Raw genomic sequence first — 25895 nt, forward strand, 5'->3', positions numbered from 1 at the left:
GTCAGCTCTTCTCCTTCTTCGCGCCGTAACGGCTGCGCGCCTGCTTGCGGTTGCGGACACCCTGGGTGTCCAGCGAGCCGCGAACGATCTTGTAACGCACGCCGGGGAGGTCCTTCACACGACCACCGCGGACGAGCACGATCGAGTGCTCCTGCAGGTTGTGTCCGACACCCGGGATGTAGGCGGTCACCTCGACCTGGCTGCTGAGCTTGACACGAGCGACCTTGCGCAGCGCCGAGTTCGGCTTCTTCGGGGTGGTGGTGTACACGCGGGTGCACACGCCGCGCCGCTGAGGGGATCCCTTCAGCGCCGGGGTCTTGGTCTTACTCGTCTTTGCCTGGCGGCCCTTTCGGACCAGCTGCTGGATCGTGGGCACCGGGTTTCTCCGCTCCCTTCGGCCGCTCGTCGCGGCCGCGCCGTCTGCCGTAGCCGACCGGGTGATCGACTCTCCTACATTCCGGCCAGGGCCACCTCGCGGAGGTCCCGGCACCCGCGGTCGGGCGTGTCGCCCGTCTCACGGTCCCGGCTCCGACACATGCACGTGCGGCCCGGGGTTCTGTCACCGGCACACGGGTCGCCGCAGGCCGGATCATCTTGCTCAGTCGTGGCGCCACTCGGATCCCGGATGACCGGATCCAACGCACGCACGAGTTGCCCGGGCAGGCCCGGGCACAAGGGGAAAGAGTACCTACCACAGCCGCGCAGGTCAAAACGGAAGACCCGCCAGCCTGCACACCGTGCGGCGACCGGTCCCGTCACTCCACCCGCCCGTGATGGGCACCTACGGAGACAAGTGTACCGGCTCCGCCGGAAACCGCCCGCCGAGCCCCCGACCGGGCGTCAGGGCAGGTCAGGCCACCGCTAGCAGGACCGCCAGAGCCATGCCCAGCAGGCTCAGCAACAGCCCGGCGCCACCACAGCTGATCCCGGCGATCGCCAGACCACGACCGGTGAACCGGACCGCGGGCGGAGGCGCCGGTCGCCGGATCTGGCGCTGGCCCAACAGGCCCGCGACGACGGCACCGGCGCCGGTCAGCCCACCGAGCGCGGTGAAGGCGCCGGCGGCCCACACACCGGCCGTCCCTCCCGCGACCGCACCGAAGCAGATGACCAGGAACGACACCAGGATGGAGGTGATTCCAGCCACCAGCGAGCCGACCGCCAGGCCCGAGGTGACCGGCGGCACGTCGAGGTGCACCATCGCGAACGGAGTGCCGGGCACCTGCTCCACCCGCTTCGGCGGCCGGGGCCGGTCCTGCGGCGGCGCGGGGTTGCCGCCTCCCCAGCCCGAACCGGGCGGCCAGCCCGACGCTCCCCCACCCGGCGGCCCCGACGGCGGCCCGAAGCCCGACGGCTCGGGCGAGAACGACGACGATCCGATGCCCGACGGCCCGGGCGGGAACGACGGCGACCCGAAGCCCGGCGACCCCGGTCGCGATTCGGAGCCCGACGGCCCCGGCGAGAACGACGGCGGCCCGAAGCCCGGCGACCCTGGCGGCCCCGGTCGCGATTCGAAGCCCGACGGCCCCGGTGAAAACGACGGCGGCCCGAACCCCGGCGGCCCCGGCGGGAACGACGGCCAGCCGGGCGGCACCGGCGCGAACGCCCCCGGTGGGAGCGGCGGCGAGCCCGGTGGGAGCGGCGGCGCGGAGGGCACGGGTGGTGGTACGGACGAGTTGGGCGGCACCGGCGCGGAGGGTGCGGGCGAGGACTGTGGGTAGCCCGTGGGGAAGGGTGCCGGCGGGGATGCCGGAGGCCCCCACCCGCTCGGTTCCGGTGTCTCGGTCTCCGGGCGCCCGGCGGTAGGTCGAGCGGGTTCACCGCTCTCGGGACGCGCCGGTTCCGTCACAGGATCCTCCTCATCGGCCGCGTCCACCACCGCGCGGTGGACAACGTCAGGCTACCGTCGCCGATCAGCTGATCGGCGTGCGGCGCGGGAGATGCCGCCCTGATCGACACCAGTTCGGCGCAACGGCGGGGTTCGGGCAGGCCGGACACCCCAGTCCGGGCGGCACGCAGCCGATCACCGCCCCTGACAGGCCCCGGGGCGGGTCAGTCGATGTTCGGCGCGAAATCGTGGCCGTAGGGCACCTCGGCGAGCCGGATCACGCCGACCACAATCGCGGCGACCACAGTCACCGCGGCCAGTACCAGGCCCGTCCAGGCCAGGCTCTCGCCGCGCCGCAGCCAGGCCGCGCCGGTGAGAAAACCTCCCGAGGCGTACGCCTCGCGGCGCGCCTGCCGGGACAGTTGGAGCGCCACCGTGGCCGGCACCACTCCCCCGATGAACAGACCGGTAAGCGCGCCCATCAGACCGAGCGCGAAGACCGCCCTCGCCTTCGTGGCCCGGACCGGGTCGGGGTCGAGCGGATGCCGGGGCGGCTCCGGTGGTGGAGCGACCGGCATGGGGCCGGCGGCGGTCGTCATGCCTCCATCATGCCCCGTCGCCGGAGCCGGAGACCCGGATCCTGTGGGGCGAAAGCCACGGCGTGCGGGTCGTCCACCCTGACGCAGGGCGGGTCGACCTCGCGCAGCGGACGCTCAGCCGTACCGGACCGGTACCGACGAACGAGGCCCCCGGCGGATGCCGGGGGCCTCGTTGTCAGAGCGGATAACTTGTCAGAGCGGATAACTCAGCGGTACGACCCGAAGTCGAAGTCGTCCAGCGGAACCGCCTGGCCGCTGGCCGGCCCGAAGCCGTAGTCGGTCTCCGGGTAGCCGGTCATCGAGTAGACCTTGGCCTTCGCCTCCTCGGTCGGCTCGACCCGGACGTTGCGGTACTTGCTGATGCCGGTACCGGCCGGGATGAGCTTACCGATGATCACGTTCTCCTTGAGGCCGATCAGCGAGTCGCTGCGGGCGTGGATCGCCGCGTCGGTCAGCACCCGGGTGGTCTCCTGGAAGGAGGCCGCCGAGAGCCAGGAGTCGGTGGCCAGCGAGGCCTTGGTGATGCCCATCAGCACCGGACGACCGGCGGCGGGCTCGCCACCCTCGCCGACGAGCCGGCGGTTCTCCGACTCGAACAGCGCCCGGTCGACCAGCACGCCCGGCAGGAACTCGGTCGAGCCGGAGTCGATGACCGTCACCCGCTTGAGCATCTGGCGGATGATGATCTCGATGTGCTTGTCGTGGATGAGCACGCCCTGCGAGCGGTAGACCTCCTGGACCTCCTGGGTCAGGTGGACCTGGACCGCCCGCGGACCGAGGATGCGCAGCAGCTCGTGCGGGTCGATGGTGCCCTCGGTGAGCTTCTCGCCGACGTCGACGTGGTCGCCGTCGTGTGCCCGCAGCCGGACCCGCTTCGAGATCTTGTCGTAGACGATCTCGTCGCTGCCGTCGTCCGGGATCACGACGATCTTGCGCGACCGCTCGCCGTCCTCGATCCGGATCCGGCCCGGGGTGTCGGCGATCGGCGCCTTGCCCTTCGGGATCCGGGCCTCGAAGATCTCCTGGACCCGGGGCAGACCCTGGGTGATGTCCTCACCCGCGACGCCACCGGTGTGGAAGGTACGCATCGTCAGCTGCGTACCCGGCTCACCGATCGACTGGGCGGCGATGATGCCGACCGCCTCGCCGACGTCCACGATCTTGCCGGTCGGCAGCGAGCGGCCGTAGCACGCACCGCAGACGCCCAGCTTCGACTCGCAGGTGAGCACGCTGCGTACCCGGACGGTATCCACCCCGGCGGCGACGATCCGGTCGACCAGGATCGAGTTGATGTCGGCGCCCCGCTCGGCGACGACGGTGCCGTCCGGACCCTTGATGTCGTCGGCCAGCGTGCGGGCGTGCACGCTGGTCTCGGCGTGCTCGTGCACCACGAGCCGGCCGTCGAGCTGCTGACCGATCTGCATCGGGATGGCCCGATCGGTGCCGCAGTCCTCCTCGCGGATGATGACGTCCTGCGAGACGTCCACCAGACGCCGGGTCAGGTAACCCGAGTCGGCGGTACGCAGGGCGGTGTCCGCGAGACCCTTACGGGCACCGTGCGTGGAGATGAAGTACTCCAGCACGGACAGACCCTCCCGGTAGCTGGCCTTGATCGGCCGCGGGATGATCTCGCCCTTCGGGTTGGCCACCAGACCACGGATCGCCGCGATCTGCCGGAGCTGGAGCAGGTTACCGCGAGCACCCGAGTTGATCATCTTCCACAGCGGGTTCTCCTGCGGCAGCGCGGTGTCCATCTCCTTGGCGACCTCGTTGGTCGCCTTGGTCCAGATCTCGATGAGCTCGCCGCGACGCTCCTCGGCGGTCATCAGACCACGCTGGTACTGCTTGTCGATCCGGTCGGCTTCCTTCTCGTACCGCTCCAGGATCTCCCGCTTGCGCGGCGGAGCGATGACGTCCTCCATGCCGATGGTGACGCCGGACCAGGTGGCCCAGTGGAAACCGGCCTCCTTGAGCCCGTCCAGGGTGGCCGCGAGGGCCACCTTCGGGAACCGCTCGGCGAGATCGTTGACGATCGCGGAGAGCTGCCCCTTGCGGATCTCGTAGTTCACGAACCGGTAGCCCTGCGGCAGGGTCTCGTTGAACAGCACCCGGCCGAGGGTGGTCTCCACGGTCAGCGGCTCACCCGGAACCCAGCCCTCGGGCGCGGTCCACGGCTGCCCACCGGCACCGTTGTCGACCTCGACCACGTCCCGCAGCCGGATCTTGACCGGCGCCTGGAGGTGCAGCTCGCCGTTGTCGTACGCCATCCGCGCCTCGGCGTCCGAGCTGAACGCCCGACCCTCCCCGCGCTCACCGGTGGTGAGGTGGGTCAGGTGGTAGAGCCCGATGACCATGTCCTGGGTGGGCATGGTGACCGGCTTGCCGTCGGCCGGCTTGAGGATGTTGTTCGACGACAGCATCAGGATCCGCGCCTCGGCCTGGGCCTCGGCGGAGAGCGGCACGTGCACCGCCATCTGGTCACCGTCGAAGTCGGCGTTGAACGCGGTGCAGACCAGCGGGTGGATCTGGATGGCCTTGCCCTCGACCAGCTGCGGCTCGAAGGCCTGGATGCCCAGCCGGTGCAGGGTGGGCGCCCGGTTGAGCAGCACCGGGTGCTCGCCGATGACCTCTTCCAGCACATCCCACACGACCGGCCGCTGCCGCTCGACCATCCGCTTGGCGGACTTGATGTTCTGTGCGTGGTTGAGGTCGACCAGCCGCTTCATCACGAACGGCTTGAACAGCTCCAGCGCCATCTGCTTGGGCAGGCCGCACTGGTGCAGCTTGAGCTTCGGGCCGACCACGATCACCGAACGGCCGGAGTAGTCGACGCGCTTGCCAAGCAGGTTCTGCCGGAACCGGCCCTGCTTGCCCTTGAGCATGTCGGAGAGCGACTTCAGCGGGCGGTTACCCGGGCCGGTGACCGGCCGACCGCGGCGGCCGTTGTCGAACAGCGCGTCGACGGCCTCCTGGAGCATCCGCTTCTCGTTGTTGACGATGATCTCGGGCGCGCCGAGGTCGATCAGTCGCTTGAGCCGGTTGTTCCGGTTGATCACCCGGCGGTACAGGTCGTTCAGGTCGCTGGTCGCGAAGCGGCCACCGTCCAGCTGCACCATCGGACGCAGGTCCGGCGGGATGACCGGTACGCAGTCCAGCACCATGCCGAGCGGCGAGTTGCGGGTGTTCTGGAACGCCGCCACGACCTTCAGCCGCTTGAGCGCCCGGATCTTCCGCTGGCCCTTGCCGGTGCGGATGGTCTCCCGCAGGCTCTCCGCCTCGGCGTCGAGGTCCATGTTCTGCACCAGGGCCTTGATCGCCTCGGCGCCCATGCCCCCGGTGAAGTACTCGCCGAACCGGTCGCGCAGCTCGCGGTAGAGCAGCTCGTCGGTGACCAGCTGCTTCGCGTCGAGCTTGCGGAAGGTGTCCAGCACCTCGTCCAGGCGGTCGATCTCGCGCTGGGCCCGGTCGCGGATCTGGCGCATCTCGCGCTCTCCGCCCTCCTTGACCTTGCGCCGGACGTCCGCCTTCGCGCCCTCGGCCTCCAGCTCGGCCAGGTCGGACTCGAGCTTGGCGGCCCGCTTCTCGATCTCCGAGTCGCGGCTGTTCTCCGACTGGCGCTTCTCGGCCAGGATCTCGTTCTCGATCGTCGAGAGGTCACGGTGACGTGCCTCGGCGTCCACGCTCGTCACCACGTACGAGGCGAAGTAGATGATCTTTTCGAGGTCCTTGGGGGCGAGGTCCAGCAGGTAGCCCAGCCGGCTCGGCACGCCCTTGAAGTACCAGATGTGGGTCACCGGGGCAGCGAGCTCGATGTGGCCCATCCGCTCCCGGCGGACCTTCGAGCGGGTCACCTCGACGCCGCAGCGCTCGCAGATGATGCCCTTGAAGCGGACCCGCTTGTACTTACCGCAGTAGCACTCCCAGTCGCGCTGCGGACCGAAGATCTTCTCGCAGAAGAGCCCGTCCTTCTCCGGCTTGAGAGTGCGGTAGTTGATCGTCTCGGGCTTCTTGACCTCGCCGTGCGACCACTGACGGATGTCGTCTGCGGTCGCCAGCCCAATTCGCAACTCGTCGAAAAAGTTGACGTCGAGCACGTTCAATTCCCTCACACGTCGCTTGTTGCGTCAGCAGCTCAGCTCATCGGGGTTCGGTCCCGGGACGGGGGTCACCCCGTCCCGGAACCCAACGTCACACCTCTTCGACCGAGCTCGGCTCGCGCCGGGACAGGTCGATACCCAGCTCCTCCGCGGCCCGGAACACCTCGTCGTCGGTCTCGCGCATCTCCAGGGCCACACCGTCGCTGGAAAGCACCTCAACGTTGAGGCACAGCGACTGAAGCTCCTTGAGCAGCACCTTGAACGACTCCGGGATGCCCGGCTCCGGGATGTTCTCGCCCTTGACGATGGCCTCGTAGACCTTCACCCGGCCGAGCACGTCGTCGGACTTGATCGTCAGCAGCTCCTGTAGGGCGTACGCGGCACCGTAGGCCTGCATCGCCCAGCACTCCATCTCACCGAAGCGCTGGCCACCGAACTGCGCCTTACCACCCAGCGGCTGCTGCGTGATCATCGAGTACGGACCGGTCGACCGTGCGTGGATCTTGTCGTCGACCAGGTGGTTCAGCTTCAGGATGTAGATGTAGCCGACGGCGATCGGGTCCGGCAGCGGCTCGCCGGAGCGACCGTCGAACAGCTGCGCCTTGCCGGAGGAACCGATCAGCTGCTTGCCGTCCCGGTTGGGCAGGGTCGACGCGAGCAGACCGGAGATCTCCTCCTCGCGGGCACCGTCGAAGACCGGGGTGGCCACGTTGCTGTCCGGCTCGGACTCGTGCGCGTCGATCGAGCGGAGCTGTCGCTTCCACTCCGCGTCGTCGCCGTCCACGCTCCAGCCGGTCTTGGCCACCCACCCGAGGTGGGTCTCCAGCACCTGGCCGATGTTCATCCGGCTCGGCACACCCAGCGGGTTGAGCACGATGTCGACCGGGGTGCCGTCCTCCAGGAACGGCATGTCCTCGACCGGCAGGATCTTGGAGATGACGCCCTTGTTGCCGTGCCGGCCGGCGAGCTTGTCGCCGTCCTGGATCTTCCGCTTCTGGGCGACGTAGACCCGGACCAGCTCGTTGACGCCCGGCGGCAGCTCGTCGCCGTCCTCCCGGGAGAAGGTACGCACGCCGATGACCGTGCCGGTCTCACCGTGCGGCACCTTCAGCGAGGTGTCCCGGACCTCGCGCGCCTTCTCACCGAAGATCGCGCGGAGCAGCCGCTCCTCCGGGGTCAGCTCGGTCTCACCCTTCGGAGTGACCTTGCCGACCAGGATGTCACCGGGAACGACCTCGGCGCCGATCCGGATGATGCCGCGCTCGTCGAGGTCGGCGAGCATTTCCTCGCTGACGTTCGGGATGTCGCGGGTGATCTCCTCCGGGCCGAGCTTGGTGTCCCGCGCGTCGACCTCGTGCTCCTCGATGTGGATCGAGGTGAGCACGTCCTGCTGCACGAGGCGCTGCGACAGGATGATCGCGTCCTCGTAGTTGTGCCCCTCCCAGGTCATGAAGGCCACGAGCAGGTTGCGCCCGAGCGCCATCTCGCCCTCGTCGGTGCACGGACCGTCGGCGATGACCTGGCCGGCCTCGACCCGGTCGCCCTCGAAGACCACCGGCTTCTGGTTGACGCAGGAGCCGGCGTTGGAGCGACGGAACTTGTGCAGCAGGTACGTCCGGCGGTGGCCGTCGTCCTGGTGGACCGTGATGTAGTCGGCGCAGAGGTCCTCGACCACGCCACCGACCTCGGCCACCACCACGTCACCGGCGTCGACGGCGGCACGGTACTCCATGCCGGTGCCGACGAGCGGGGACTCGGCCTTGACCAGCGGCACCGCCTGACGCTGCATGTTCGCGCCCATCAGGGCCCGGTTCGCGTCGTCGTGCTCCAGGAACGGGATCATCGCGGTCGCGACCGAGGTCATCTGCCGCGGCGACACGTCCATGTAGTCCACCGCGGCCGGCGGGACGTCCTCGGTCTCGCCGCCCTTACGACGGACCAGGACGCGATCCTCGGCGAACGTGCCGTCGGCCCGCAGCGGCGCGTTGGCCTGCGCCTTGACGAACCGGTCCTCCTCGTCTGCGGTCAGGTAGTCGATCTGGTCGGTGACCCGACCGTCGATGACCTTCCGGTACGGCGTCTCGATGAAGCCGAACGGGTTGACCCGGGCGAAGGTGGACAGGGCGCCGATCAGGCCGATGTTCGGGCCTTCCGGCGTCTCGATCGGGCACATCCGGCCGTAGTGGGACGGGTGCACGTCGCGGACCTCGAAGCCCGCCCGCTCCCGAGACAGACCACCCGGACCGAGCGCGCTCAGTCGACGCCGGTGGGTCAGGCCCGCCAGCGGGTTGGTCTGGTCCATGAACTGGGAGAGCTGCGAGGTGCCGAAGAACTCCCGGATCGCCGCCACCACCGGACGGATGTTGATCAGGGTCTGCGGCGTGATCGCCTCGACGTCCTGCGTGGTCATCCGCTCACGGACGACGCGCTCCATCCGGGACAGGCCGACCCGAACCTGGTTCTGGATCAGCTCGCCGACCGTACGCAGGCGCCGGTTGCCGAAGTGGTCGATGTCGTCGGCCTCGTAGCCCTCCTCACCGGCGTGCAGCCGGCAGAGGTACTCCACGGTGGCGACGATGTCGTCCTCGGTGAGCGTGCCGGTGGTGATCGGCACGTCCAGCTCGAGCTTCTTGTTGAACTTGTACCGACCGACCTTGGCGACGTCGTACCGCTTCGGGTTGAAGAAGAGGTTGTCGAGCAGGGTCTGGGCGTTCTCGCGGGTCGGCGGCTCGCCAGGGCGCAGCTTGCGGTAGATGTCTAGCAGCGCCTCGTCCTGGCCGGCGATGTGGTCCTTCTCGAGCGTGGTCATCATCAGCTCGGACCAGCCGAACTTCTCCCGGATCCGCTCGGCCGACCATCCGACGGCCTTGAGCAGCACCGTGACGGCCTGCCGCCGCTTGCGGTCGATCCGGACGCCGACGGTGTCGCGCTTGTCGATGTCGAACTCCAGCCAGGCACCCCGGCTGGGAATGACCTTGACGCTGGAGAGGTCACGGTCGGAGGTCTTGTCCGGCTGCTTGTCGAAGTAGACACCCGGCGACCGGACGAGCTGGCTGACGACCACCCGCTCGGTGCCGTTGATGATGAAGGTGCCCTTCGGCGTCATCATCGGGAAGTCACCCATGAACACCGTCTGGCTCTTGATCTCGCCGGTGGTGTTGTTGGTGAACTCCGCGGTCACGAAGAGTGGCGCGCAGTAGGTGAGGTCCTTCTCCTTGCACTCCTCGATCGAGGCCTTGACCTCGTCGAAGCGCGGCGCGGAGAAGGAAAGCGACATAGTGCCGGAGAAGTCCTCAATGGGACTGATTTCGTCGAGGATTTCCGCGAGACCCGAGCGTGCGTGCGGGTCGTCCGCCGACCGGCCCTGCCAAGCCTCGTTGCCGACGAGCCAGTCGAAGGACTCGTTCTGGATGGCGAGGAGGTTGGGGACCTCGAGGTGTTCGGTGATCCGACCGAAGGAAACTCGGCGGGGAGCGAATGCGCTCGACGTACGACTGGTCTTCGCAGGGCGGGAAGCTGCCAAGATGCGTCCTTCCGAGGACCGGTGCTGCAGAACGGCTGGTACGCGTGCACTCCAATGACCCCACCAGAAAATATCCACAAACGGACATTTCCGAGCAGGGGTCAAGTCGGAAGGCAGCGCAAACTAGCAGTGTAGCCGAGAGGCTAACCGCTGTCCAGCCCACCCCGCAGGTCGTTGCGGAACTAGGCCTCGGGACCCTGGCACGGGTCGCACCGGACCGCTCGGAACGCAACGTTCCCGCTGGGCCGCTCGGGTGTCTGCGGCGTGTTGCTGGTGCCGCTTCACTACCCGTGCGGTGGCCGTCGCAAGCGCGGAAGGTCTTGCTGATGTCAGCGTGCCTGGCTGCCGGGGCCGCGTCAAGGGCGGCATCGCCATCCGATGCTCTTTCCCACGGACGGGGCGCGGCGCGGACCGGTGCCCGAACCTCGCGGACCTGCCCCCGCCCGGGGTTCGGCAGCGCCACGAGCACGGCGGACGACGATCCGAGTGTCGGATCGTCGTCCGCCGCGACGTCGCACTACCCCCGCTCGGGTGAGCCGGGACAGCCAGGTGAGGCTCAGATCACTTGAGGGTGACCTTGGCGCCTTCGCCCTCCAGCTTGGCCTTGGCCTTGTCGGCGGCCTCCTTGTTGACCTTCTCCAGAACCGGCTTCGGGGCCGCCTCGACCAGGTCCTTGGCCTCCTTGAGGCCCAGGCCGGTCAGCTCACGCACGACCTTGATGACCTGGATCTTCTTGCCACCGTCGGCGTCGAGGATGACGTCGAACTCGTCCTTCTCCGGCTCGGCCTCGGCGGCGGCGCCACCACCGGCCGGGGCACCCGCGGCGACGGCAACCGGCGCGGCGGCGGTGACCTCGAAGGTCTCCTCGAACTGCTTCACGAACTCCGAGAGCTCGATCAGCGTCATCTCCTTGAACGCGTCGAGCAGCTCTTCGGTGCTGAGCTTCGCCATGTCTGGCGTCCTTTCCTGAATGGTTTAACTAAGAACGTGGGTGCGCCGCGCGGCCTCAGGCCGCCTCGGCGCCGCCTTCCTTCTCGCGCTTGTCCTGCAGGGCAGCCGCCAGGCGGGCGGTCTTCGACAGCGGAGCCTGGAACAGGGCCGCGGCCTTGCTCAGGTTGCCCTTCATCGCGCCGGCCAGCTTGGCCAGCAGCACCTCACGGGACTCCAGGTCGGCGAGCTTCGTGACCTCGGCCGCGGAAATGGCCTTGCCCTCGAAGACACCACCCTTGATGACGAGCTTCGGGTTGGTCTTCGCGAAGTCACGAAGCCCCTTCGCCGCCTCGACGACGTCGCCCGAAACGAAAGTCAGCGCGGTAGGACCGGTGAACAGCTCGTCGAGGCCGGAGATGCCCGCGTCCGCCGCAGCACGCTTGGCCAGCGTGTTCTTGGCGACCGTGTAGGTGGTCTCCTTGCCGAGCGAGCGCCGCAGCTGGGTGAGCTGGGAAACCGTCAGACCGCGGTACTCGGTCAGCACGGTGGCACCCGCGCTGCGGAAGCTCTCGGTCAGCTCAGCAACGGCCGTGGCCTTGTCGGCCCGGATCGGCTTGTCCGCCATGTCCCTCCTCTCTCGTTGCTTCGAGGCTGGTCACCGGCGCAGGCGAATGACTGCGACAGGAGCGGAGGGTCGCGGCAACAGAAAAGCCCCGGCGCAGGGCGCACGGGGCGAGGTCGGCGGCGATCACTGCGGTCGGCGGACCACGGGATGCTGCCGGTATTCGCTTGCCGCCCTACGCGGGTCGCCCGTCATCGCGGGACCTTCGACCGTGCCAAGGCACGGTGACCAGCGGTCTCTGGGTGGAACGTCGGCCACCCGAAGTGGCCAACGTGCAAAGACTACGCGACCTGCCGCACCACCACCAAATCCGCGCTGGTGGGCCGGCTCACACCACCGCAGAAACAGCCGCGGCCCACGCATCGCAGATGCGCGCCGATGCAGGCGCAGCCGCCAGCTCAGAGCCAGCGCGGGTACGGCGACGGGGCGCCGCCCGTAGGCGACGCCCCGTCGGCAGGCGTACCGCTCAGCTCTCGGCCGAGGCGTCCTGGAGGTTCTTCACCAGGTTCGGGTCGACCGGGACGCCCGGGCCCATGGTGGTGGTGAGGGTGACCTTCTTCAGGTACTTGCCCTTCGCCGCCGACGGCTTGGCCCGGAGCACCTCGTCGAGGACGGCCGCGTAGTTGTCGACCAGCTGCGCCTCGGAGAACGAGGCCTTACCGATGATCAGGTGCAGGTTCGAGTGCTTGTCCACCCGGAAGGTGATCTTGCCGCCCTTGATGTCGGAGACCGCCTTGGTGACGTCCATGGTCACGGTGCCGGTCTTCGGGTTCGGCATGAGACCGCGCGGGCCCAGGATCCGCGCGATCCGGCCGATCTTGGCCATCTGGTCCGGCGTGGCGATCGCCGCGTCGAAGTCCAGCCAGCCGCCCTGGATCCGGGCGACCAACTCGTCGGTGCCCACCTCGTCCGCACCGGCGGCGACGGCCTCCTCGGCCTTCGCGCCGGCGGCGAAGACGATCACGCGGGCGGTCTTACCGGTGCCGTGCGGCAGGTTGACCGTGCCACGGACCATCTGGTCCGCCTTGCGGGGGTCGACGCCGAGGCGCATCGCGACCTCGACCGTGGCGTCGAACTTGGTGGAGGTGCTCTCCTTGGCCAGCTTGACGGCCTCGGCGGGGGTGTAGAGCTTGGACCGGTCGATGGCCTCGGCGGCCTTGCGGTAGCTCTTGCTGCGCTGCATGTTCTGTCTACTCCTGTGGTCTTTGGCGGGCCGCGATGCTCGCGCGCCCTCCCACGATCCGTACGGGTCGGTGGTGGCCGAGGTCAGTCGGTGACGTCCAGGCCCATCGACCGGGCGGTGCCGGCGATGATCTTCTCAGCCTGGTCCAGGTCGTTGGCGTTGAGGTCGGCCATCTTCTTCTCGGCGATCTCGCGCAGCTGGGCGCGGGTGACCGAGCCGACCTTCTGCGTGTGCGGGACGCCCGAGCCCTTCTGCACACCGGCGGCCTTGATCAGCAGCCGGGCAGCGGGCGGGGTCTTCAGCACGAAGGTGAACGTGCGGTCCTCGTACACGCTGATCTCGGCGGGGACGATGTCGCCCCGCTGCGACTCGGTCTGCGCGTTGTAGGACTTGCAGAACTCCATGATGTTCACGCCGTGCTGACCGAGCGCGGGGCCGACCGGCGGCGCCGGGGTGGCCTGGCCCGCCGGCAGCTGAAGCGTGAACGTCTTGACGAGCTTCTTCTTCGGAGGCATGTCTCTTCCTGGGACTTGAACTGGGAAAGGTTCGCACCGACGCCGCCGTCGGGGCGCGCACGGTCAGCGCGGATTCGACAGCAGCGACGTTCTAGGGTAGCGCAGCCCTGGAAACGCCCGCCCACAGAGGTTGGCCGGACGAACGAACCGGACAAACGCCGCTGGCGACGGCCGACGCCGTCGCCAGCGGTTGGTGAATCAGATCTTGGCGACCTGGTTGAAGTTCAGCTCGACCGGCGTCTCCCGGCCGAAGATCGAGACGAGCACCTTGAGCTTCTGCTGGTCGGCGTTGATCTCGCTGATCGTGGCCGGCAGCGAGGCGAAGGCACCGTCGGTGACGGTCACCGAGTCGCCGACCTCGAAGTCGAGGACCTTGACCTCGGGCTTGGCCTTCTTCTGCTCGGTCTCCACGGCCGGCGCCAGCCACTTGAGCACCTCGTCGAGGCTCAGCGGCGCCGGACGGTCGGCCCGGTCCGTGGCACCCACGAAACCGGTGACGCCCGGGGTGTTGCGGACGCAGGAGTAGGACTCGGCGGTCAACTCCATCCGGACCAGGATGTAGCCCGGGAAGACCTTGGCCTGCACCTGGGAGCGCTTGCCGTTCTTGACCTCGACCTCTTCCCGGGTCGGCACCTCGACCTGGTAGATGTAGTCCTCCATGTCGAGGGAGGTGATCCGGGTTTCGAGGTTGGTCTTGACCTTGTTCTCGTAACCGGCGTACGAGTGCACCACGTACCAGTCGCCCGGCGCGTAGCGCAGCTTCTGCCGCAACTCCGCGACCGGGTCGAAGCTCTCGTCCGGTGCTGGCTCAGTCATCGCGAACTCCGGCTCGCTGGCGGCCTCGACCGACTCGTCACCAGCCGCCGTCGCCACCGTGGACTGCTCGTCCGGGGTCTCGGCGGTCTCGTCGTACTCAGGCACGCTCGCTCACTTCCGTCACTATCGGCACAGTCAGCCGGTCAGCTGGGGTTGCCGAAGACCCACAGCACGCCCTTGGCGAATCCGTAGTCGAGGACGGCCACGATCGTCAGCATCACCGTGACGAACGCGATCACCACGGCCGTGTAGGTCAGCAACTCCTTGCGCGTCGGCCAGATGACCTTACGCAGTTCGGCCACGACCTCGCGGATGAAACGCGCGACGCGACCGAACAGCCCGACCTTGTCGGCATCGGTACGCGTCTTCGACCGGCTGTCGGCGGACTCCGCCTTGGCCCGTTCCCGGGTGGCGGTGCCGCCCCGGGAAACCGGCTCATCCCCGTCGGTGGCGTCGTCGTCGGCGCCGTCACTGACGACCTCGTCGTTCAGGCGGTCGTCGTCGGCGTCCTCGCCGCGCCGCTTGTTGTCGGCCACTTCGCCCTCCGTCGCGGGATGTCGGGTCGCACGCAGTACGCGTGCGCGGCGCTTGGTCACGCCGGCCGGACCAACCGTCCCGGGACGGGCCGCGGCCGGCGGATCAACCGGAAGGCCCGATGCCTCGGAACCTCCCCGCCAATGCCACCACCACGGGCCGGACGCCACCGGAAGGTGGCGCGACCCACGGAACGGTCAGGCCTGAGGCGCAGGGGTGACAGGACTTGAACCTGCAGCCTGCGGTTTTGGAGACCGCTGCTCTGCCAATTGAGCTACACCCCTGTGCGGCAACGCTCGCCCCACCAGGTCATCAGGACCAGGCAGGGGTCACTTGCCCCACGGCGGACCAGTGTACGGGTACCGACCCGAGTTTCCCAACCGGTCTACCGATCACGCTCTCCGGCGGCGGTCAGCCGGCCGTCCGGACGGTGGCCCTGGCCTGCGAGAGCACCTTCTCGCCGTGGCAGGTGGCGGTGATGTCGAGCCTGGTCAGCCCCGCCTCGGTCACCTCGCGGACCACCGCGCTCACCACGATCTCGGTGCCGGCGTCGTCGTCGGGTACCACCACCGGGCGGGTGAACCGGACGTTGAAGTCGACCACCGCGTCGGCGGCGCCGGCCCAGCTGGTGACCGCCCGGCCGACCAGCGCCATGGTGAACATGCCGTGGGCGATCACCCCGGGCAGGCCGACCTTTGTGGCGAACCGGTCACTCCAGTGGATCGGGTTGAAGTCGCCCGAGGCACCGGCGTAGCGGACCAGGTCCGCCCGGGTCACCCGGAACGTCTGGGTGGGCAGCTCCACGTCAGGCCTCCCCGCGTACGACGAGCTTGGACCAGACCGTGACCACCAGCTCGCCGGTGGTGGTGTTGACGTCGGTCCGGGTGGTCAGGAAATCGTGACCGCCGCGGCTGGTCACGTCCTCCACGGTGTTGACGCAGACCAGCTCGTCGCCGGCCACCACCGGACGGGTGTACGCGAACCGCTGGTCGCCGTGGACGACCCGGCTGTAGTCGACGCCGAGGGCCGGGTCCTCGATCACCTGGCGGCTGGCGGCCATGGTGAGCACCATGGGAAAGGTCGGCGGCGCGACCACGTCCGGGTGACCCAGCGCACGGGCCGCCTCCGGGTCGTGGTGGGCGGGGTCGGTGGCACCGATCGCCGCAGCGAACTCGCGGATCTTCTCGCGGCCCACCTGGTAGGGCGCGGTCGGCGGGTAGCTCCGGCCGACGAAGGAGTGGTCCAGGGACATGCCGCGAACCTACACGCAAAGCACGATCGCCGATCCAAGCGGTCAGCGCGCAGACCCGACGGGTCGCGCCGACCATGGACCGGCGATCGTGGTACGTGTGAAACCGGGCCGGTTGTTGGGCCCGGACGGGTCAGCGCGTCTCGCGGTGAACCGTGTGCCGCCCGTCCCGGGGGCAGAACTTCTTCATCTCAATGCGGTCCGGGTCGTTGCGGCGGTTCTTGCGCGTGATGTAGTTGCGCTCCTTGCACTCCACACACGCCAAAGTGATCTTCGGCCGGACATCGGTCGCCTTCGCCACGGCGGAGTGCCTTCCTCGCTAACGGATACAACTACAGCGCTACAGCCTACGCGCCGCCTGGGCGGACACGCAAAGCGGGCGCCCCTGGCGCCCGTCCTACAACCACCGGAAACCCCGGCGGCCGAGAGTAGCGGTGGCCGGACTTGAACCGGCGACACAGCGATTATGAGCCGCTTGCTCTGCCATCTGAGCTACACCGCCGTGGTGGGCCCAGCCGGACCCTCTGAGCCCCCTTACGGAATCGAACCGTAGACCTTCTCCTTACCATGGAGACGCTCTGCCGACTGAGCTAAGGGGGCCTGCGCGATCACTCGGTGGCCGCGCAGAGGTAAGAGTACACGGCCCCGCCGCGCCGGTGAAATCGGATCCCCCGACTGCGCGTACGCCCTGTTCAGGGCACCACACGGAGGCGCGGCAGCTCGTTGTTGGAGATCGAATCGGGGTCGACCTGGGCGCCGAACCAGGCCTCCAGCCGCTCGTACGGCAGCGGGCGGCTGAACAGGAATCCCTGCCCGATCTCGCAGCCGATGTCCTGGAGCAGCTCCAGGGTCAGCTCGCTCTCCACCCCCTCGGCCACCACGGTCAGGCCGAACTGCTGGGAGAGGGTGACCACGGCGTTGACGATCGCCAGGTCGCCCGGGTCGGTCGCCATGCCCTGCACGAACGACCGGTCCACCTTGACCTCGTTGACCGGCAACCGACGCAGGTGGGCCAGGGAGGAGTTGCCGGTGCCGAAGTCGTCAACGGAGAGCCGTACGCCGAGGTCCCGCAGGCGACGCAGGGTCGGGATCAGCCGGTCGGTGCCGTCCAGCACCCCGGCCTCGGTGATCTCCAGCGTCAGCAGCTGCGCCGGAACGCCGTACTCTTCCAGCAGCTCGCGTACCTGCTCGGGAAAGCCGGGGTCGATGAGCGTACGCGCGGAGAGGTTGACCGCGACGGCGAGCGGGTGGCCGCCGAGCGCCCAGTCGCGACTGTGCCGCAGCCCTTCCCGGAGCACGAACTCGGTGAGCCGGCCGAGCTGGCCGGTGTGCTCGGCCACCGGGACGAAGTCCGCCGGGGCGATCGTGCCGTGCGTCGGGTGCTCCCAGCGGGCCAGGCACTCCACCCCGACCAGCCGGCGGCCCCGCAGCGTCACCTTGGGTTGGTAGTAGATCTCCAGCTCGCCGCTGTCGAGCGCGCTGCGCAGGTCGCCGGCGAGGCCGAGCCGGTGCAGCGCCCGCGATTCCAGGGCGGGCGTGTAGAGCTGCACGCTTCCCGGGACCGCCTTGGCCGCCATCGCCGCCACGTCCACCCGTTGCAGCAGGGTCGCCGGATCGCTGCCGTGATCCGGATGTACGACGATCCCTACGGCGGTGTCCACGTCCAGGGTGAGCGCGTCGAAGACCATCTCGTCCCGGATCTGTTCCCGCAACTGGCTGGCCAGCTCCACCGCCGCCTCGGCGCTCTCCAGGCGCAGCGTCACCAGGAACTCGTCGCCGCCCACCCGGCCGACCAGCGCGGCCGACGGTGCGCAGCCACGCAGCCGGTCGGCGACCTCGATCAGCACCTTGTCCCCCGCCGCATGGCCGAGGGACTCGTTGACCTGCCGCAGCCGGTCGACGTCGAAGAGCAGCAGCGCGACCACCTCGCCCGGCGCACGGATCCGGACCGCCTCGGCAAGCGCGCCGAGGATCCGGCGACGGTTGGGCAGCTTGGTCAGGCCGTCGTGGTAGGCGTCGTGTCGCAGCCGGTCGACCAGGCGGGAGTTCTCCAGCGCCACCGCGGCGTGCGCCGCCACGGTCTCGAAGACGGTGACGTCCTCGGCGCGGAAGAAGTTGATGTCGCCGAGCCGGTTGGCCACCTCCAGGGTGCCGATGACCGCCTTGCCCGAGCGCAGCGGCACGACGATCACGTCCTTGACCCTGGTCGGCCGCAACGCCTCGCGTAGCTCCGGGTCGGCGCCGAGCCGGTGGCTCACCGCCACCGTCTCCTGGCGGGCCAGTACCGCCTCGCGCAGCGCCGCCGGGCTCGGTGTGGAGTCCAGCAACCCGGGCTTACCCTCCTGGGCGGTCAGCAGCACCTCCGGGTGACGGCCCTGCGCGGGCAACCAGAGGGTGGCGGACTCCGCCTGCATCAGGCTGCGGATCCGGACCAGCAACGCGTCGATGAGGTTTCCGTCCGACCCGCTCTCGGTGATCGCCTTGGTCAGCTCGTACATCTCGGAGAGGGTCCGGTGCTGCCGGAGGAACTGCGTGTAGGAGTGGTAGACCAGCGCGAACGCCATGGCCAGCCCGGCGAAGATCAGGATGGCCCACGGGGTGCTCCGCCAGGCGATGATGATCAACAGTCCGATGGAGAGGTTGATCATGACCCCGAGCAGCATCGGCGGACCGGCGGCCCGGATCAGCTCCCGGCCGGCCTGCCAGCTCTGCACCACGGTGAAGACCCCGACCATCGCCGCAAGCTGGACCACGGTGTGGATGCCGATGGCGGCGAGCAGGACCGCCCAGGTGCCCGGTCCGACATTCCCGGACTTCGGCATGACGGTATAAGCCGCCGTGGCCAGAGCGGTCGCCGCCGCCGCACCGGCCACGTTGAACCAGAGCTTCACCGGCAACACCTTGCGGCGCAGCTGGATCACCAGGTTGGCGACGGTGTACGCCAGCACCACCGACAGCGGTGGCAGCACGAACAACGCGACGACGAGCGGAATCTCGGTCGGCGAAACCAGGAACGCCTGCCGTCGGATCACCACGTTGATGGTCGGCATGGCGGCGACGACCATCGCCACGGTGAGCAGCAGAGTGAGCGGCAGCTCCCCAAGCGAAGGGTCGACCGTGACGCCGAGCAGCAGGCAGACAAGCACCGCGCAGAGCGCCAGCGGGCCCGTGATGAGCCAGGCGTATTCGGTTCGTCGGCGGGCGGAGCGAGGACGAGACGTCATGGCTCCCCTCGTCGGTTATGTCTGATGGCCGAGCGGGAGCAACCGGTCAGGGCAGCGTGGACGAGGCCCAGTCGATGCCGGAGGTCCGCACTTCGAGCTCAGCAGCCGCGCCGGAGGCGAACAGCAGGCCAAGAATGAGCGTGAGGGAGCCGAGCAGCCGGCCCAGACGTTGAGCAGACATCTGTGCTCCTGATGGGGTGATCGCAACCGTGATGGAGGTTCTCCCGATAGTGCCACAGCCGCTGAGCCGGTGGAAAGTTCACGGGACCGATGTCGGACCGGTCGTCGTCCGCCGTGGCCCGACCGTAGCCGACAGATGTACGTCCGGGCATGCCAGGAGGGGCAGTCGACGGGCATTGTCGGAAGAAGACGCCAACCACTCAATACTCTCCATATCCGGATCTAGCGGACCAGGTCATCGACCATCCGACACCGCGTCCAGCATCGTGCTGACTTTTTTCGACCCGGTGCTGGTCTTCGCCCTCGACCGGGTGGTCTGCTCGATCACCCCGGGTCTGGAGAACCGCTCCGCCGCCCCACCCACCTCCTGAGGTTGTCCAATTTGATCGGCAACATCGGGTGACCGCAGGGAGGACCGATGGAAACCTGGCGTTTCCTGGCGAGTGGCATCGCGAGCCTGGCCATGACACTTGTCGGTGCGGCGCTGGCCCTCAACGTCCGCGGGGTGACCGAATGGCACGTACGCCGCTCGATGGCCACCACGAACCTGTCACGGCGTCGACCAGTTCAACACCTGGCGCGCTTCGTCCTGCTGGGACGGGTGATCGGCACGGCCTTCGCCGCAGTCGGCCTAACCTTCCTGGTTGTCCTCAGCTACACCGTTCTCACCGACCAGCCGATGCGGACAGTAAAGTAGGCAAGCTGCTCAGTCGGGGTCGTAGCGGTCCTCCAGCGGCAGCCCCTTGGTCATCACCCGCCACCGCACGTAGGTCAGCTCGTAGATGAGCCGATCGAGCTGCACCCGCGAGAGCAGCACCGACTCCGTCGCCCCGGACCGACTCGCGTCGACCCGGACGACCGCGTCGCGGCGGCGGAACCGATCCAGCAGCAGTTGCACACTCACCCAGCCGCTACGCTCGGTGCCGACCGTGGCGAGCAGCCCTCGGTGCATCGGATCGTTCGGGCCACAGCCCCGACACCAGTCCGGACACGCCACGTCCGCCGCCGCCACCGTCGCCCGCCGCGCGCCGGCCGGCCGGTCAGCTGCCCCCATGTTCACCACCCTCCTCACCGTCGGCGTTCTGAACGCTGGCTTCCTGGCCGTCGGCCTGCGCCAGCAACGACCGCAGCTGCTCGACCAACTGCCCGGCCTGCGGCAACGACAACTCGGCCCAGGCGGTACCGGCCCGGCAGGACGCGTGCACCCGCACGCTCGGCGTCTGCCCATCGGCCCCGATCAGGTACGACACCACCGCCCCGGACGGTCGCACCGCACCAACCTTCAGCAGTACGCCTCGATGCCGCCGCTCCAGGTGCGCCAGCACCGGCGGCACCAGCTGCCCACACCGATCCAACACACACCAGTCCGGATGCACCGGAACCCTGGCCAGTTGGCTTGGTCGGCTCACCGCAACCACCTCCTTACGCCGCCGATCACTGATCGGTGGGGCCGCTGAGGACAGGTGGCGAAACTTCGACGCTTAGGGTCAGGCATCACACCTCCACAGGTAGGAGAGCCGGCAACCAATCAGGGGCACTGCGGTCGCCGGCCCGACCGAGGGCCCGGCAGCACCCGTCCCACAGGGAGAGCGGATAGCCAGGCCAACCACTGCGCTTAGGCCCCTAAACGTGGTGAGATCAGGGAATGCGATGTGCTGTTTAGGGGGTATAAGCAGATTAACAGTGGCAAGAGCCCTGTCAAGGGGGTCTAAACTTTGATGAGTGACTCAGCCCGTTGATCAATTCGAGCGCGTGCGCGGCGAGACTGACCCGCTGCGCCAGGCGAAGCTCGCCAGCGAACTCATCGCCCTCTACCAGCAGCGATCGGTAGAACTCGCGCGACTCCGTAAGGAGGCGATCAACCGCGCAGCATCCGAGCGGAACCTCTCCTACAGCGCCATCGCAGCCGAGTTGGGGCTCACCCGTGGCCGGATCACGCAGATACGCCAGACCGCACCGCCCGCAGAGCGAGCCTTCTTCGGCGTAGGCCCGGTGACCGTCGCGGTGCCATTGCGAGAGGTCTCCGGCCGCGCACTTCCGGTCATCTCGTCCGAGGATGCTCGGGCAGCCGAGCGGCTCGCCAAGCTACTCAGCGAGCTGTCCTTCCAGGTGGAACACTTCCGCATCCCGCCAGACGGTCGCTGGCAACCGAAGACCGATGCCATCGCCATCTGCGGTCCGAAGTCATCGCCCATCACTGCCGAGGCCATCAGCAGGGACCCCTACCTCGCGTTCGAGCCGGACGAGTCAGGGAACTGGACGATCCGCGAGCGGGACGGCAGTCGGGTTTACGAGTCCCCCATGGATGACGAGGATGCGCAGCGATGGTCTGACGTGGCGTACGTCGCTCGACTCCCACTGCCAGCCTGCAACCAGAACCTGCTTGTGATCGCAGGTATCCACGCGCTCGGCTCCGTCGGCGCCGTCGACTACCTGGCCCACAACCTCCCCGGCCTCTACCAGCAGGTCGGCACACGTCCGTTCTCGATGGTCGTTACCAGCGATCATGACGGCGAATCGGTGACAAGGAGCGAACTCCTGTGCCCGCCACGAACGCACCGCTAGCCACCATCCGAACGGCAGAGCGTCCTCGTCCGGACCGCCCCAGCGAGGATCGCGTCTTCGTCATCGCCAACGCGGTCGTGGTGCTCGACGGCGCATCGCAGCCAGAAGCCGGCGAGCGCAACGGAGGATGGCTGGCCGACACACTCGGGCGGGACGTCGCCGAACGACTCAGCCATTCCCACGATGACCTACGTCAAATCCTCGCCGACGCCATCGCAGCCGTTGCCAAGCGACACGACCTGAAACCTGGCGCGGCTCCCTCGACCACTGTCAGCATCGCCCGGTGGAACGATGAGGTGGTCGACATTCTGGTCCTTGGTGACAGTCCCGTCGTCCTGCTGGATCGTGACGGTGGGTTACACCAGGTACGGGATGACCGGCTACACCAAATCGCCAGCCACCAGCGTCAACAACTGAAGCGGCAGGCAGGCTACGGGTTCGGATTCGACGACCGCGACCGCTGGCAAACCCTCGTTGATGCTGAGCGCAGCCACCGCAACCGGCCAGGTGGCTATTGGATAGCCGAGGCGGTGCCCGAAGCGGCAGCCCAGGCCGTGAGCGGCCGATGGCAGCTTGAGGATGTGGCCGCCACGGTGATGATGACCGACGGGGTATCAGTTGGCGTAAGTCGCTACCGCCGGCCATCGGACTGGAGATCGGCCGTTGAGATCGCAATGGCCGATCCTGCTGGACTTGTAAATCTGGTCCACGACGCTGAGGCCGAAGACCCCGACGGCATCCGGTGGCCACGCACCAAGCGCCACGACGACAAGACGCTGGCAGTCGTCGAGCACCACCACGGTTGAGGCCGAGGGCTAGAATGCAGGTGTGCTCGGGGCTCGGAACTTGCCCCTTCTCGACCCCCACCGTACCGCTCACCTAGCCTAGAACGGCGGCTCCTCATCGAAGTTCGATGAAACCGACGGAGGTGAGGGCGGGGGCGTATTCGCCCATGGATCCTCGAAGGCCCCACTCTTTATCGGGAGTGAATTAGCCCAATCGTCAAAAGGGCCGGCAGTCGTTCTAGTGACCAGAGTGGCGATGTCATCGTCTGTCAGGCGACCTTCCTGCGCAAGCCTTTCAACGAACAACCGAAGGGACATGAAATCCTCAACAGATGCGCCGCGTGTCCGGCTGACCTGAACGTCTCGCTGAATTCGTTTTACGGCTTCCAATATTTGCGCAAGCCCCTGCTCCTCCGGGTTAGCGGATGTCCGCAGATCCTGCAACTCGATTGCAAAGGACATAGGTGTCTCGATCGGCTCACCCTTGTGAATACTCTCAATCGCCCGCGAGAGTGCCGCCTTCGCATCCTCTACACTGTCCAAGTCGCGATGGTCGACGTGGATCGTTCGTAGACCTGCAATGTCGAACGGCAGACGCTGGGCGGAATCAATTAGTTGAATAAATGGCTTCCGCAGCACATGGCGCACTGCCAGTTCGTAGTAGACGTTGGGGTTGGCGTCCGTTAGGTCGGCGATCACAAGCGGATCGTTCGCAATTCGAGTCAGAATGTGGCTGGTGATCAAGCCGCCTTGATCCATCTCATCGCCTCGGACGGCCACGTAACCATGCCTACCCAGCACCGGACGAATTAGATACTTCATGATCTGATTACTCCGACGTCGTATCTCCCCGCCGGCAGGACCAATGGGTGCGATGACGAAGCAGGGCTTCGTCGGGAAATTGGCTACCGCCCCGTCCGGCGGCGTCGGCTCGCTCACGTCGTGCCCCCTACTGCCCGTTCGAAGGTCGCTTGGTGGACAACCTGCCAGGAAGCAAAACAGACCCCTGACTTGCGTCTTCGCAGGTCAGGGGTCTGTTCCCTGGTGGCGGGTAGAGGATTCGAACCTCTGTAGCTTTCGCGACGGATTTACAGTGCGCCACTCGCCAGCCCCTGACCAGCGCAAACATGCACCCAGTTCAAGCCCGTGACACAGATATGACACGGGGCGCCAGTTGACCGGAGCGGGCAGCGTCCTGCTCGCTGCTGTGAGGTTCCCCCGGTTGGCCGGAGGGTTGGTTACCTGGCGCCGGTGGGCTCAGGCTGAACGATAGTTGCCTCGTCCTGCTGGGCCTGGTGACCGTCGGGGCCTTGCGGGCGGGTGTGCCAGGCGGCTTCGTACTCGTCTGGGGATCGCCAGCCGAGGTCTTTCTGGATGCGCCGGGTGTTGTACCACCCGTCGATGTAGCTGAAGATCGCGTTCTCCGCCTCGTCGCGGGTCCGCCACGAGTTGCGGTAGACCAACTCGATCTTCAACGTCGACCAGAAGTTCTCCATCAGGGCGTTGTCGAAGCTGTCGCCGACCGACCCCATCGAGGGCAAGATTCCGTTGTCAGCCAGGCGTTGCGCGAAGCGGAACGACGTGTAGTTCGAGCCCCTGTCCGAGTGGTGGATCAGTTGCCCGTCGCGGACGTCACGCGACCAGATGCCGTATTCGAGGGCGCCGAGGATCAGGTCGGTGTCGCAGCGGTCGGAACACCGCCAGCCCACGATGCGGTTGGAGAAGACATCCCGCACGGCGGCGAGCCAGAACACGCCCTCGCCGCAGGGGATGCGGGTGGCGTCGGCGACCCACAGCCGGTTCGGTGCCGCAGCGGTGAACTGCCGGTTGACCAAATCCGGTGCCGGTGTCGCCTTTGGGTTCGACCGGGTCGAGGGGATGCGCCACTTCTTGCGCAGGAACGCCCCTTGCAGTCCGGCGGTACGCATCAACCGCTCGACCCGCTTGCGGCCCACCTGGCGGCCTTGGCGGCGCAGCATGGCGTGCACCCGCGGACTGCCGTAGGTGGCGCCGGAGACCTCGTGGATCTCGGCGATCTCGACCGCCAGTTCCGCGTCCTCGCGGCGCCGAGCGGACGGATTCGCGGCTTGGGCGAGCCAGCCGTAGTAGGTGGAGACGGCTACGCCCAGGACCCGGAGGACGGGCTCGACCCCGAAGCGATCGCGCAGCTCGCCGACGAGCGTCACGACCGTCGCCGGGTTGGGTCGAGTTCCGAGGCGAAAAAAGCCGACGCGGCCTTCAGTATCTCGTTGGCGCGCTTCAGCTCGGCGTTCTCCCGCCGCAGGCGGCGCAGCTCCTCCAAGTCGGAGGTCGTGGGCCGGTCGTCACGCTGCCCACGGTCGGCTTCGTCCTGGCGGATCCAGTTCCGCAACGCCTCGTGATGCACCCCAAGCTGGCGGGCCAGCTGGCGGATCACGGGCTTCGGGTCCGACTCCCGATACAAGCGCACCGCACGTTCACGCAGCTCATCGGGGTACTTCTTCGGTGCTGCCACGGATGACTCCCTTCAGCTCCATCAGAGCATGATCGAAAGCCTCCGAGCTACCGGGGGAACCTCAGCTGGGCTCGATGTCAGCCCCCCTGGCGGTCGACAGTCCGCCGATCCTCCGCAACCTGCGCCTGGTCGAGGTAGATCTGCCGCACCCTCGCGCCGATGCCCCGCATTGCCGCGTCCTGCGCATCAGCGGCAGCCACCATCGCCGCGTCGGCCTCCTCAACCGTGGTTCGCATGAGGTTGGTCATCCGGCCGTAGGAGCGGTGAACCGTCTCCACCGTCGCCCGCAGGTTGTCGTCGAGCACCAGGTGCATCAGGCTCAGCACCTCGCGGCCAGCGTTGTACAGCTCGCCATTCAGCTCCTCCGGCAGCTGATGGCTCGCATACTCACCACTCTGCTTGGCCACCATCGCGTCGTGGAAGTGCACCCGGCCCGCCGCCCGGCCGTACCGCAATAGCGCCTCGTTGAGCCGCAATAGGTGATCGAGCTCAAACGTCTCCCGGCGTTCCTGACGCGCCCGGTCACGGTCGGCGTCGCGTGCTTCTTGGGCAGCCCGGCGCTGTCTGGCATCGGCACCCCACTGACCGAGGTACTGAAGGATTGCACCCAGAGCGAGGGTGATGACGGGGAGCAGGGTCTGCCATGGCATGAGAGCGAGAGTACGAGCGCTTAGCTACCGGATGCGCGAGCGGCAGCGCGCTGGACAACGCCGGCTGCCTTCAACAGGAGCTCAGTCGCCTCGCGGCTGAC

At 67.9% G+C, this 25895-nt stretch carries 26 protein-coding genes and 3 tRNA genes; 4 read left to right on the plus strand and 25 right to left on the minus strand.

Translation table 11 applies throughout. From position 1 onward, the window contains the following. Position 1 precedes the first annotated feature (1 nt). Together rpsL and QQG74_RS28070 are read right to left on the minus strand one after the other, a co-directional pair. Positions 2 to 376 (minus strand): 30S ribosomal protein S12, encoded by a 375-nt coding sequence (gene rpsL / locus QQG74_RS28065; RefSeq protein ID WP_111215584.1) that lies wholly within the window; start codon positions 374 to 376, stop codon positions 2 to 4. A 474-nt stretch (positions 377 to 850) separates the two neighbouring features. After that, positions 851 to 1222, minus strand: a complete 372-nt coding sequence (locus tag QQG74_RS28070) for a hypothetical protein (protein WP_341717656.1) — start codon at positions 1220 to 1222, stop codon at positions 851 to 853. Here QQG74_RS28070 and QQG74_RS28075 point away from each other — a divergent pair. Further along, positions 1212 to 1721, plus strand: coding sequence for a hypothetical protein (locus QQG74_RS28075; protein WP_341717657.1), 510 nt, complete (start codon positions 1212 to 1214; stop codon positions 1719 to 1721). The two genes, QQG74_RS28070 and QQG74_RS28075, sit on opposite strands and share 11 nt — an antisense overlap. A 331-nt stretch (positions 1722 to 2052) precedes the next feature. On the opposite strand, the gene QQG74_RS28080 is transcribed toward QQG74_RS28075, so the two are convergent. From QQG74_RS28080 to QQG74_RS28160, 17 genes are all read right to left on the minus strand, one after another. Then, entirely contained in the window at positions 2053 to 2427 is a 375-nt protein-coding gene (locus QQG74_RS28080) for a hypothetical protein (RefSeq protein ID WP_341717658.1), read from the minus strand. A gap of 206 nt (positions 2428 to 2633) precedes the next feature. Next, on the minus strand, positions 2634 to 6521 hold the full coding sequence (locus QQG74_RS28085) for a DNA-directed RNA polymerase subunit beta' (protein WP_341721420.1): 3888 nt from the start codon (positions 6519 to 6521) through the stop codon (positions 2634 to 2636). 94 nt (positions 6522 to 6615) lie between these two features. Continuing rightward, positions 6616 to 10047: a DNA-directed RNA polymerase subunit beta gene (locus tag QQG74_RS28090; RefSeq protein WP_341717659.1), complete on the minus strand. Its 3432-nt coding sequence runs from the start codon at positions 10045 to 10047 to the stop codon at positions 6616 to 6618. Between the two features lie 561 nt (positions 10048 to 10608). Further along, a complete protein-coding gene (rplL, locus tag QQG74_RS28095; RefSeq protein ID WP_341717660.1) occupies positions 10609 to 10998 on the minus strand; it encodes a 50S ribosomal protein L7/L12 in 390 nt (129 codons plus the stop codon). A gap of 55 nt (positions 10999 to 11053) precedes the next feature. Continuing rightward, positions 11054 to 11602, minus strand: a complete 549-nt coding sequence (gene rplJ, locus QQG74_RS28100) for a 50S ribosomal protein L10 (protein ID WP_341717661.1) — start codon at positions 11600 to 11602, stop codon at positions 11054 to 11056. Between the two features lie 463 nt (positions 11603 to 12065). Beyond that, entirely contained in the window at positions 12066 to 12782 is a 717-nt protein-coding gene (rplA, locus tag QQG74_RS28105) for a 50S ribosomal protein L1 (RefSeq protein WP_341717662.1), read from the minus strand. Positions 12783 to 12865: 83 nt separating this feature from the next. Continuing rightward, on the minus strand, positions 12866 to 13297 hold the full coding sequence (gene rplK / locus QQG74_RS28110) for a 50S ribosomal protein L11 (RefSeq protein ID WP_341717663.1): 432 nt from the start codon (positions 13295 to 13297) through the stop codon (positions 12866 to 12868). A gap of 198 nt (positions 13298 to 13495) precedes the next feature. Further along, the gene (gene nusG, locus QQG74_RS28115) at positions 13496 to 14218 is read right to left on the minus strand and encodes a transcription termination/antitermination protein NusG (protein WP_341717664.1); all 723 of its coding nucleotides are present in this window, start codon (positions 14216 to 14218) and stop codon (positions 13496 to 13498) included. 38 nt (positions 14219 to 14256) lie between these two features. Continuing rightward, positions 14257 to 14649 (minus strand): preprotein translocase subunit SecE, encoded by a 393-nt coding sequence (secE, locus tag QQG74_RS28120; RefSeq protein ID WP_341717665.1) that lies wholly within the window; start codon positions 14647 to 14649, stop codon positions 14257 to 14259. A gap of 209 nt (positions 14650 to 14858) precedes the next feature. Next, positions 14859 to 14931, minus strand: a tRNA-Trp gene (locus QQG74_RS28125). 127 nt (positions 14932 to 15058) lie between these two features. After that, complete coding sequence (locus QQG74_RS28130; RefSeq protein WP_341717667.1) at positions 15059 to 15451, minus strand: MaoC family dehydratase; 393 nt, start codon at positions 15449 to 15451, stop codon at positions 15059 to 15061. A gap of 1 nt (position 15452) precedes the next feature. Next, the gene (locus QQG74_RS28135; protein WP_341717668.1) at positions 15453 to 15899 is read right to left on the minus strand and encodes a MaoC family dehydratase N-terminal domain-containing protein; all 447 of its coding nucleotides are present in this window, start codon (positions 15897 to 15899) and stop codon (positions 15453 to 15455) included. A gap of 130 nt (positions 15900 to 16029) precedes the next feature. Continuing rightward, positions 16030 to 16197, minus strand: coding sequence for a 50S ribosomal protein L33 (rpmG, locus tag QQG74_RS28140; protein WP_341717669.1), 168 nt, complete (start codon positions 16195 to 16197; stop codon positions 16030 to 16032). Positions 16198 to 16325: 128 nt separating this feature from the next. After that, positions 16326 to 16398 (minus strand) — tRNA-Met (locus QQG74_RS28145). Between the two features lie 25 nt (positions 16399 to 16423). After that, a tRNA-Thr gene (locus QQG74_RS28150) sits at positions 16424 to 16496 on the minus strand. Between the two features lie 92 nt (positions 16497 to 16588). Continuing rightward, positions 16589 to 19120 carry a bifunctional diguanylate cyclase/phosphodiesterase gene (locus QQG74_RS28155; RefSeq protein WP_341717670.1) on the minus strand — a complete coding sequence of 844 codons (2532 nt, stop codon included), beginning with the start codon at positions 19118 to 19120 and terminating at the stop codon, positions 16589 to 16591. 46 nt (positions 19121 to 19166) lie between these two features. After that, entirely contained in the window at positions 19167 to 19301 is a 135-nt protein-coding gene (locus QQG74_RS28160; protein ID WP_341717671.1) for a hypothetical protein, read from the minus strand. Between the two features lie 417 nt (positions 19302 to 19718). Between QQG74_RS28160 and QQG74_RS28165 the strand changes: the two genes are divergently transcribed. Further along, positions 19719 to 19997: a hypothetical protein gene (locus tag QQG74_RS28165; RefSeq protein WP_341717672.1), complete on the plus strand. Its 279-nt coding sequence runs from the start codon at positions 19719 to 19721 to the stop codon at positions 19995 to 19997. Between the two features lie 9 nt (positions 19998 to 20006). On the opposite strand, the gene QQG74_RS28170 is transcribed toward QQG74_RS28165, so the two are convergent. Both QQG74_RS28170 and QQG74_RS28175 read right to left on the minus strand, forming a co-directional pair. Next, positions 20007 to 20354 (minus strand): hypothetical protein, encoded by a 348-nt coding sequence (locus QQG74_RS28170; RefSeq protein WP_341717673.1) that lies wholly within the window; start codon positions 20352 to 20354, stop codon positions 20007 to 20009. After that, positions 20341 to 20709, minus strand: a complete 369-nt coding sequence (locus QQG74_RS28175) for a hypothetical protein (protein ID WP_341717674.1) — start codon at positions 20707 to 20709, stop codon at positions 20341 to 20343. Before QQG74_RS28175 ends, QQG74_RS28170 begins: the two co-directional genes overlap by 14 nt. Before the next feature lie 313 nt (positions 20710 to 21022). Here QQG74_RS28175 and QQG74_RS28180 point away from each other — a divergent pair, with 313 nt between their 5' ends. After that, complete coding sequence (locus QQG74_RS28180) at positions 21023 to 21865, plus strand: hypothetical protein (RefSeq protein WP_341717675.1); 843 nt, start codon at positions 21023 to 21025, stop codon at positions 21863 to 21865. Continuing rightward, complete coding sequence (locus QQG74_RS28185; RefSeq protein WP_341717676.1) at positions 21841 to 22671, plus strand: protein phosphatase 2C domain-containing protein; 831 nt, start codon at positions 21841 to 21843, stop codon at positions 22669 to 22671. The genes QQG74_RS28180 and QQG74_RS28185 overlap by 25 nt, the downstream gene beginning before the upstream one ends. A gap of 78 nt (positions 22672 to 22749) precedes the next feature. On the opposite strand, the gene QQG74_RS28190 is transcribed toward QQG74_RS28185, so the two are convergent. The 4 genes from QQG74_RS28190 to QQG74_RS28205 form a co-directional block, all read right to left on the minus strand. Continuing rightward, the gene (locus QQG74_RS28190) at positions 22750 to 23589 is read right to left on the minus strand and encodes a hypothetical protein (protein ID WP_341717677.1); all 840 of its coding nucleotides are present in this window, start codon (positions 23587 to 23589) and stop codon (positions 22750 to 22752) included. 299 nt (positions 23590 to 23888) lie between these two features. Next, positions 23889 to 24836 carry an IS3 family transposase gene (locus QQG74_RS28195; RefSeq protein ID WP_341717678.1) on the minus strand — a complete coding sequence of 316 codons (948 nt, stop codon included), beginning with the start codon at positions 24834 to 24836 and terminating at the stop codon, positions 23889 to 23891. Then, positions 24833 to 25144 carry a transposase gene (locus tag QQG74_RS28200; RefSeq protein WP_341716540.1) on the minus strand — a complete coding sequence of 104 codons (312 nt, stop codon included), beginning with the start codon at positions 25142 to 25144 and terminating at the stop codon, positions 24833 to 24835. Before QQG74_RS28200 ends, QQG74_RS28195 begins: the two co-directional genes overlap by 4 nt. Before the next feature lie 77 nt (positions 25145 to 25221). Then, on the minus strand, positions 25222 to 25794 hold the full coding sequence (locus QQG74_RS28205) for a hypothetical protein (RefSeq protein ID WP_341717679.1): 573 nt from the start codon (positions 25792 to 25794) through the stop codon (positions 25222 to 25224). Positions 25795 to 25895: the final 101 nt, after the last annotated feature.

Source organism: Micromonospora sp. FIMYZ51, assembly GCF_038246755.1.
Taxonomy (GTDB): domain Bacteria; phylum Actinomycetota; class Actinomycetes; order Mycobacteriales; family Micromonosporaceae; genus Micromonospora.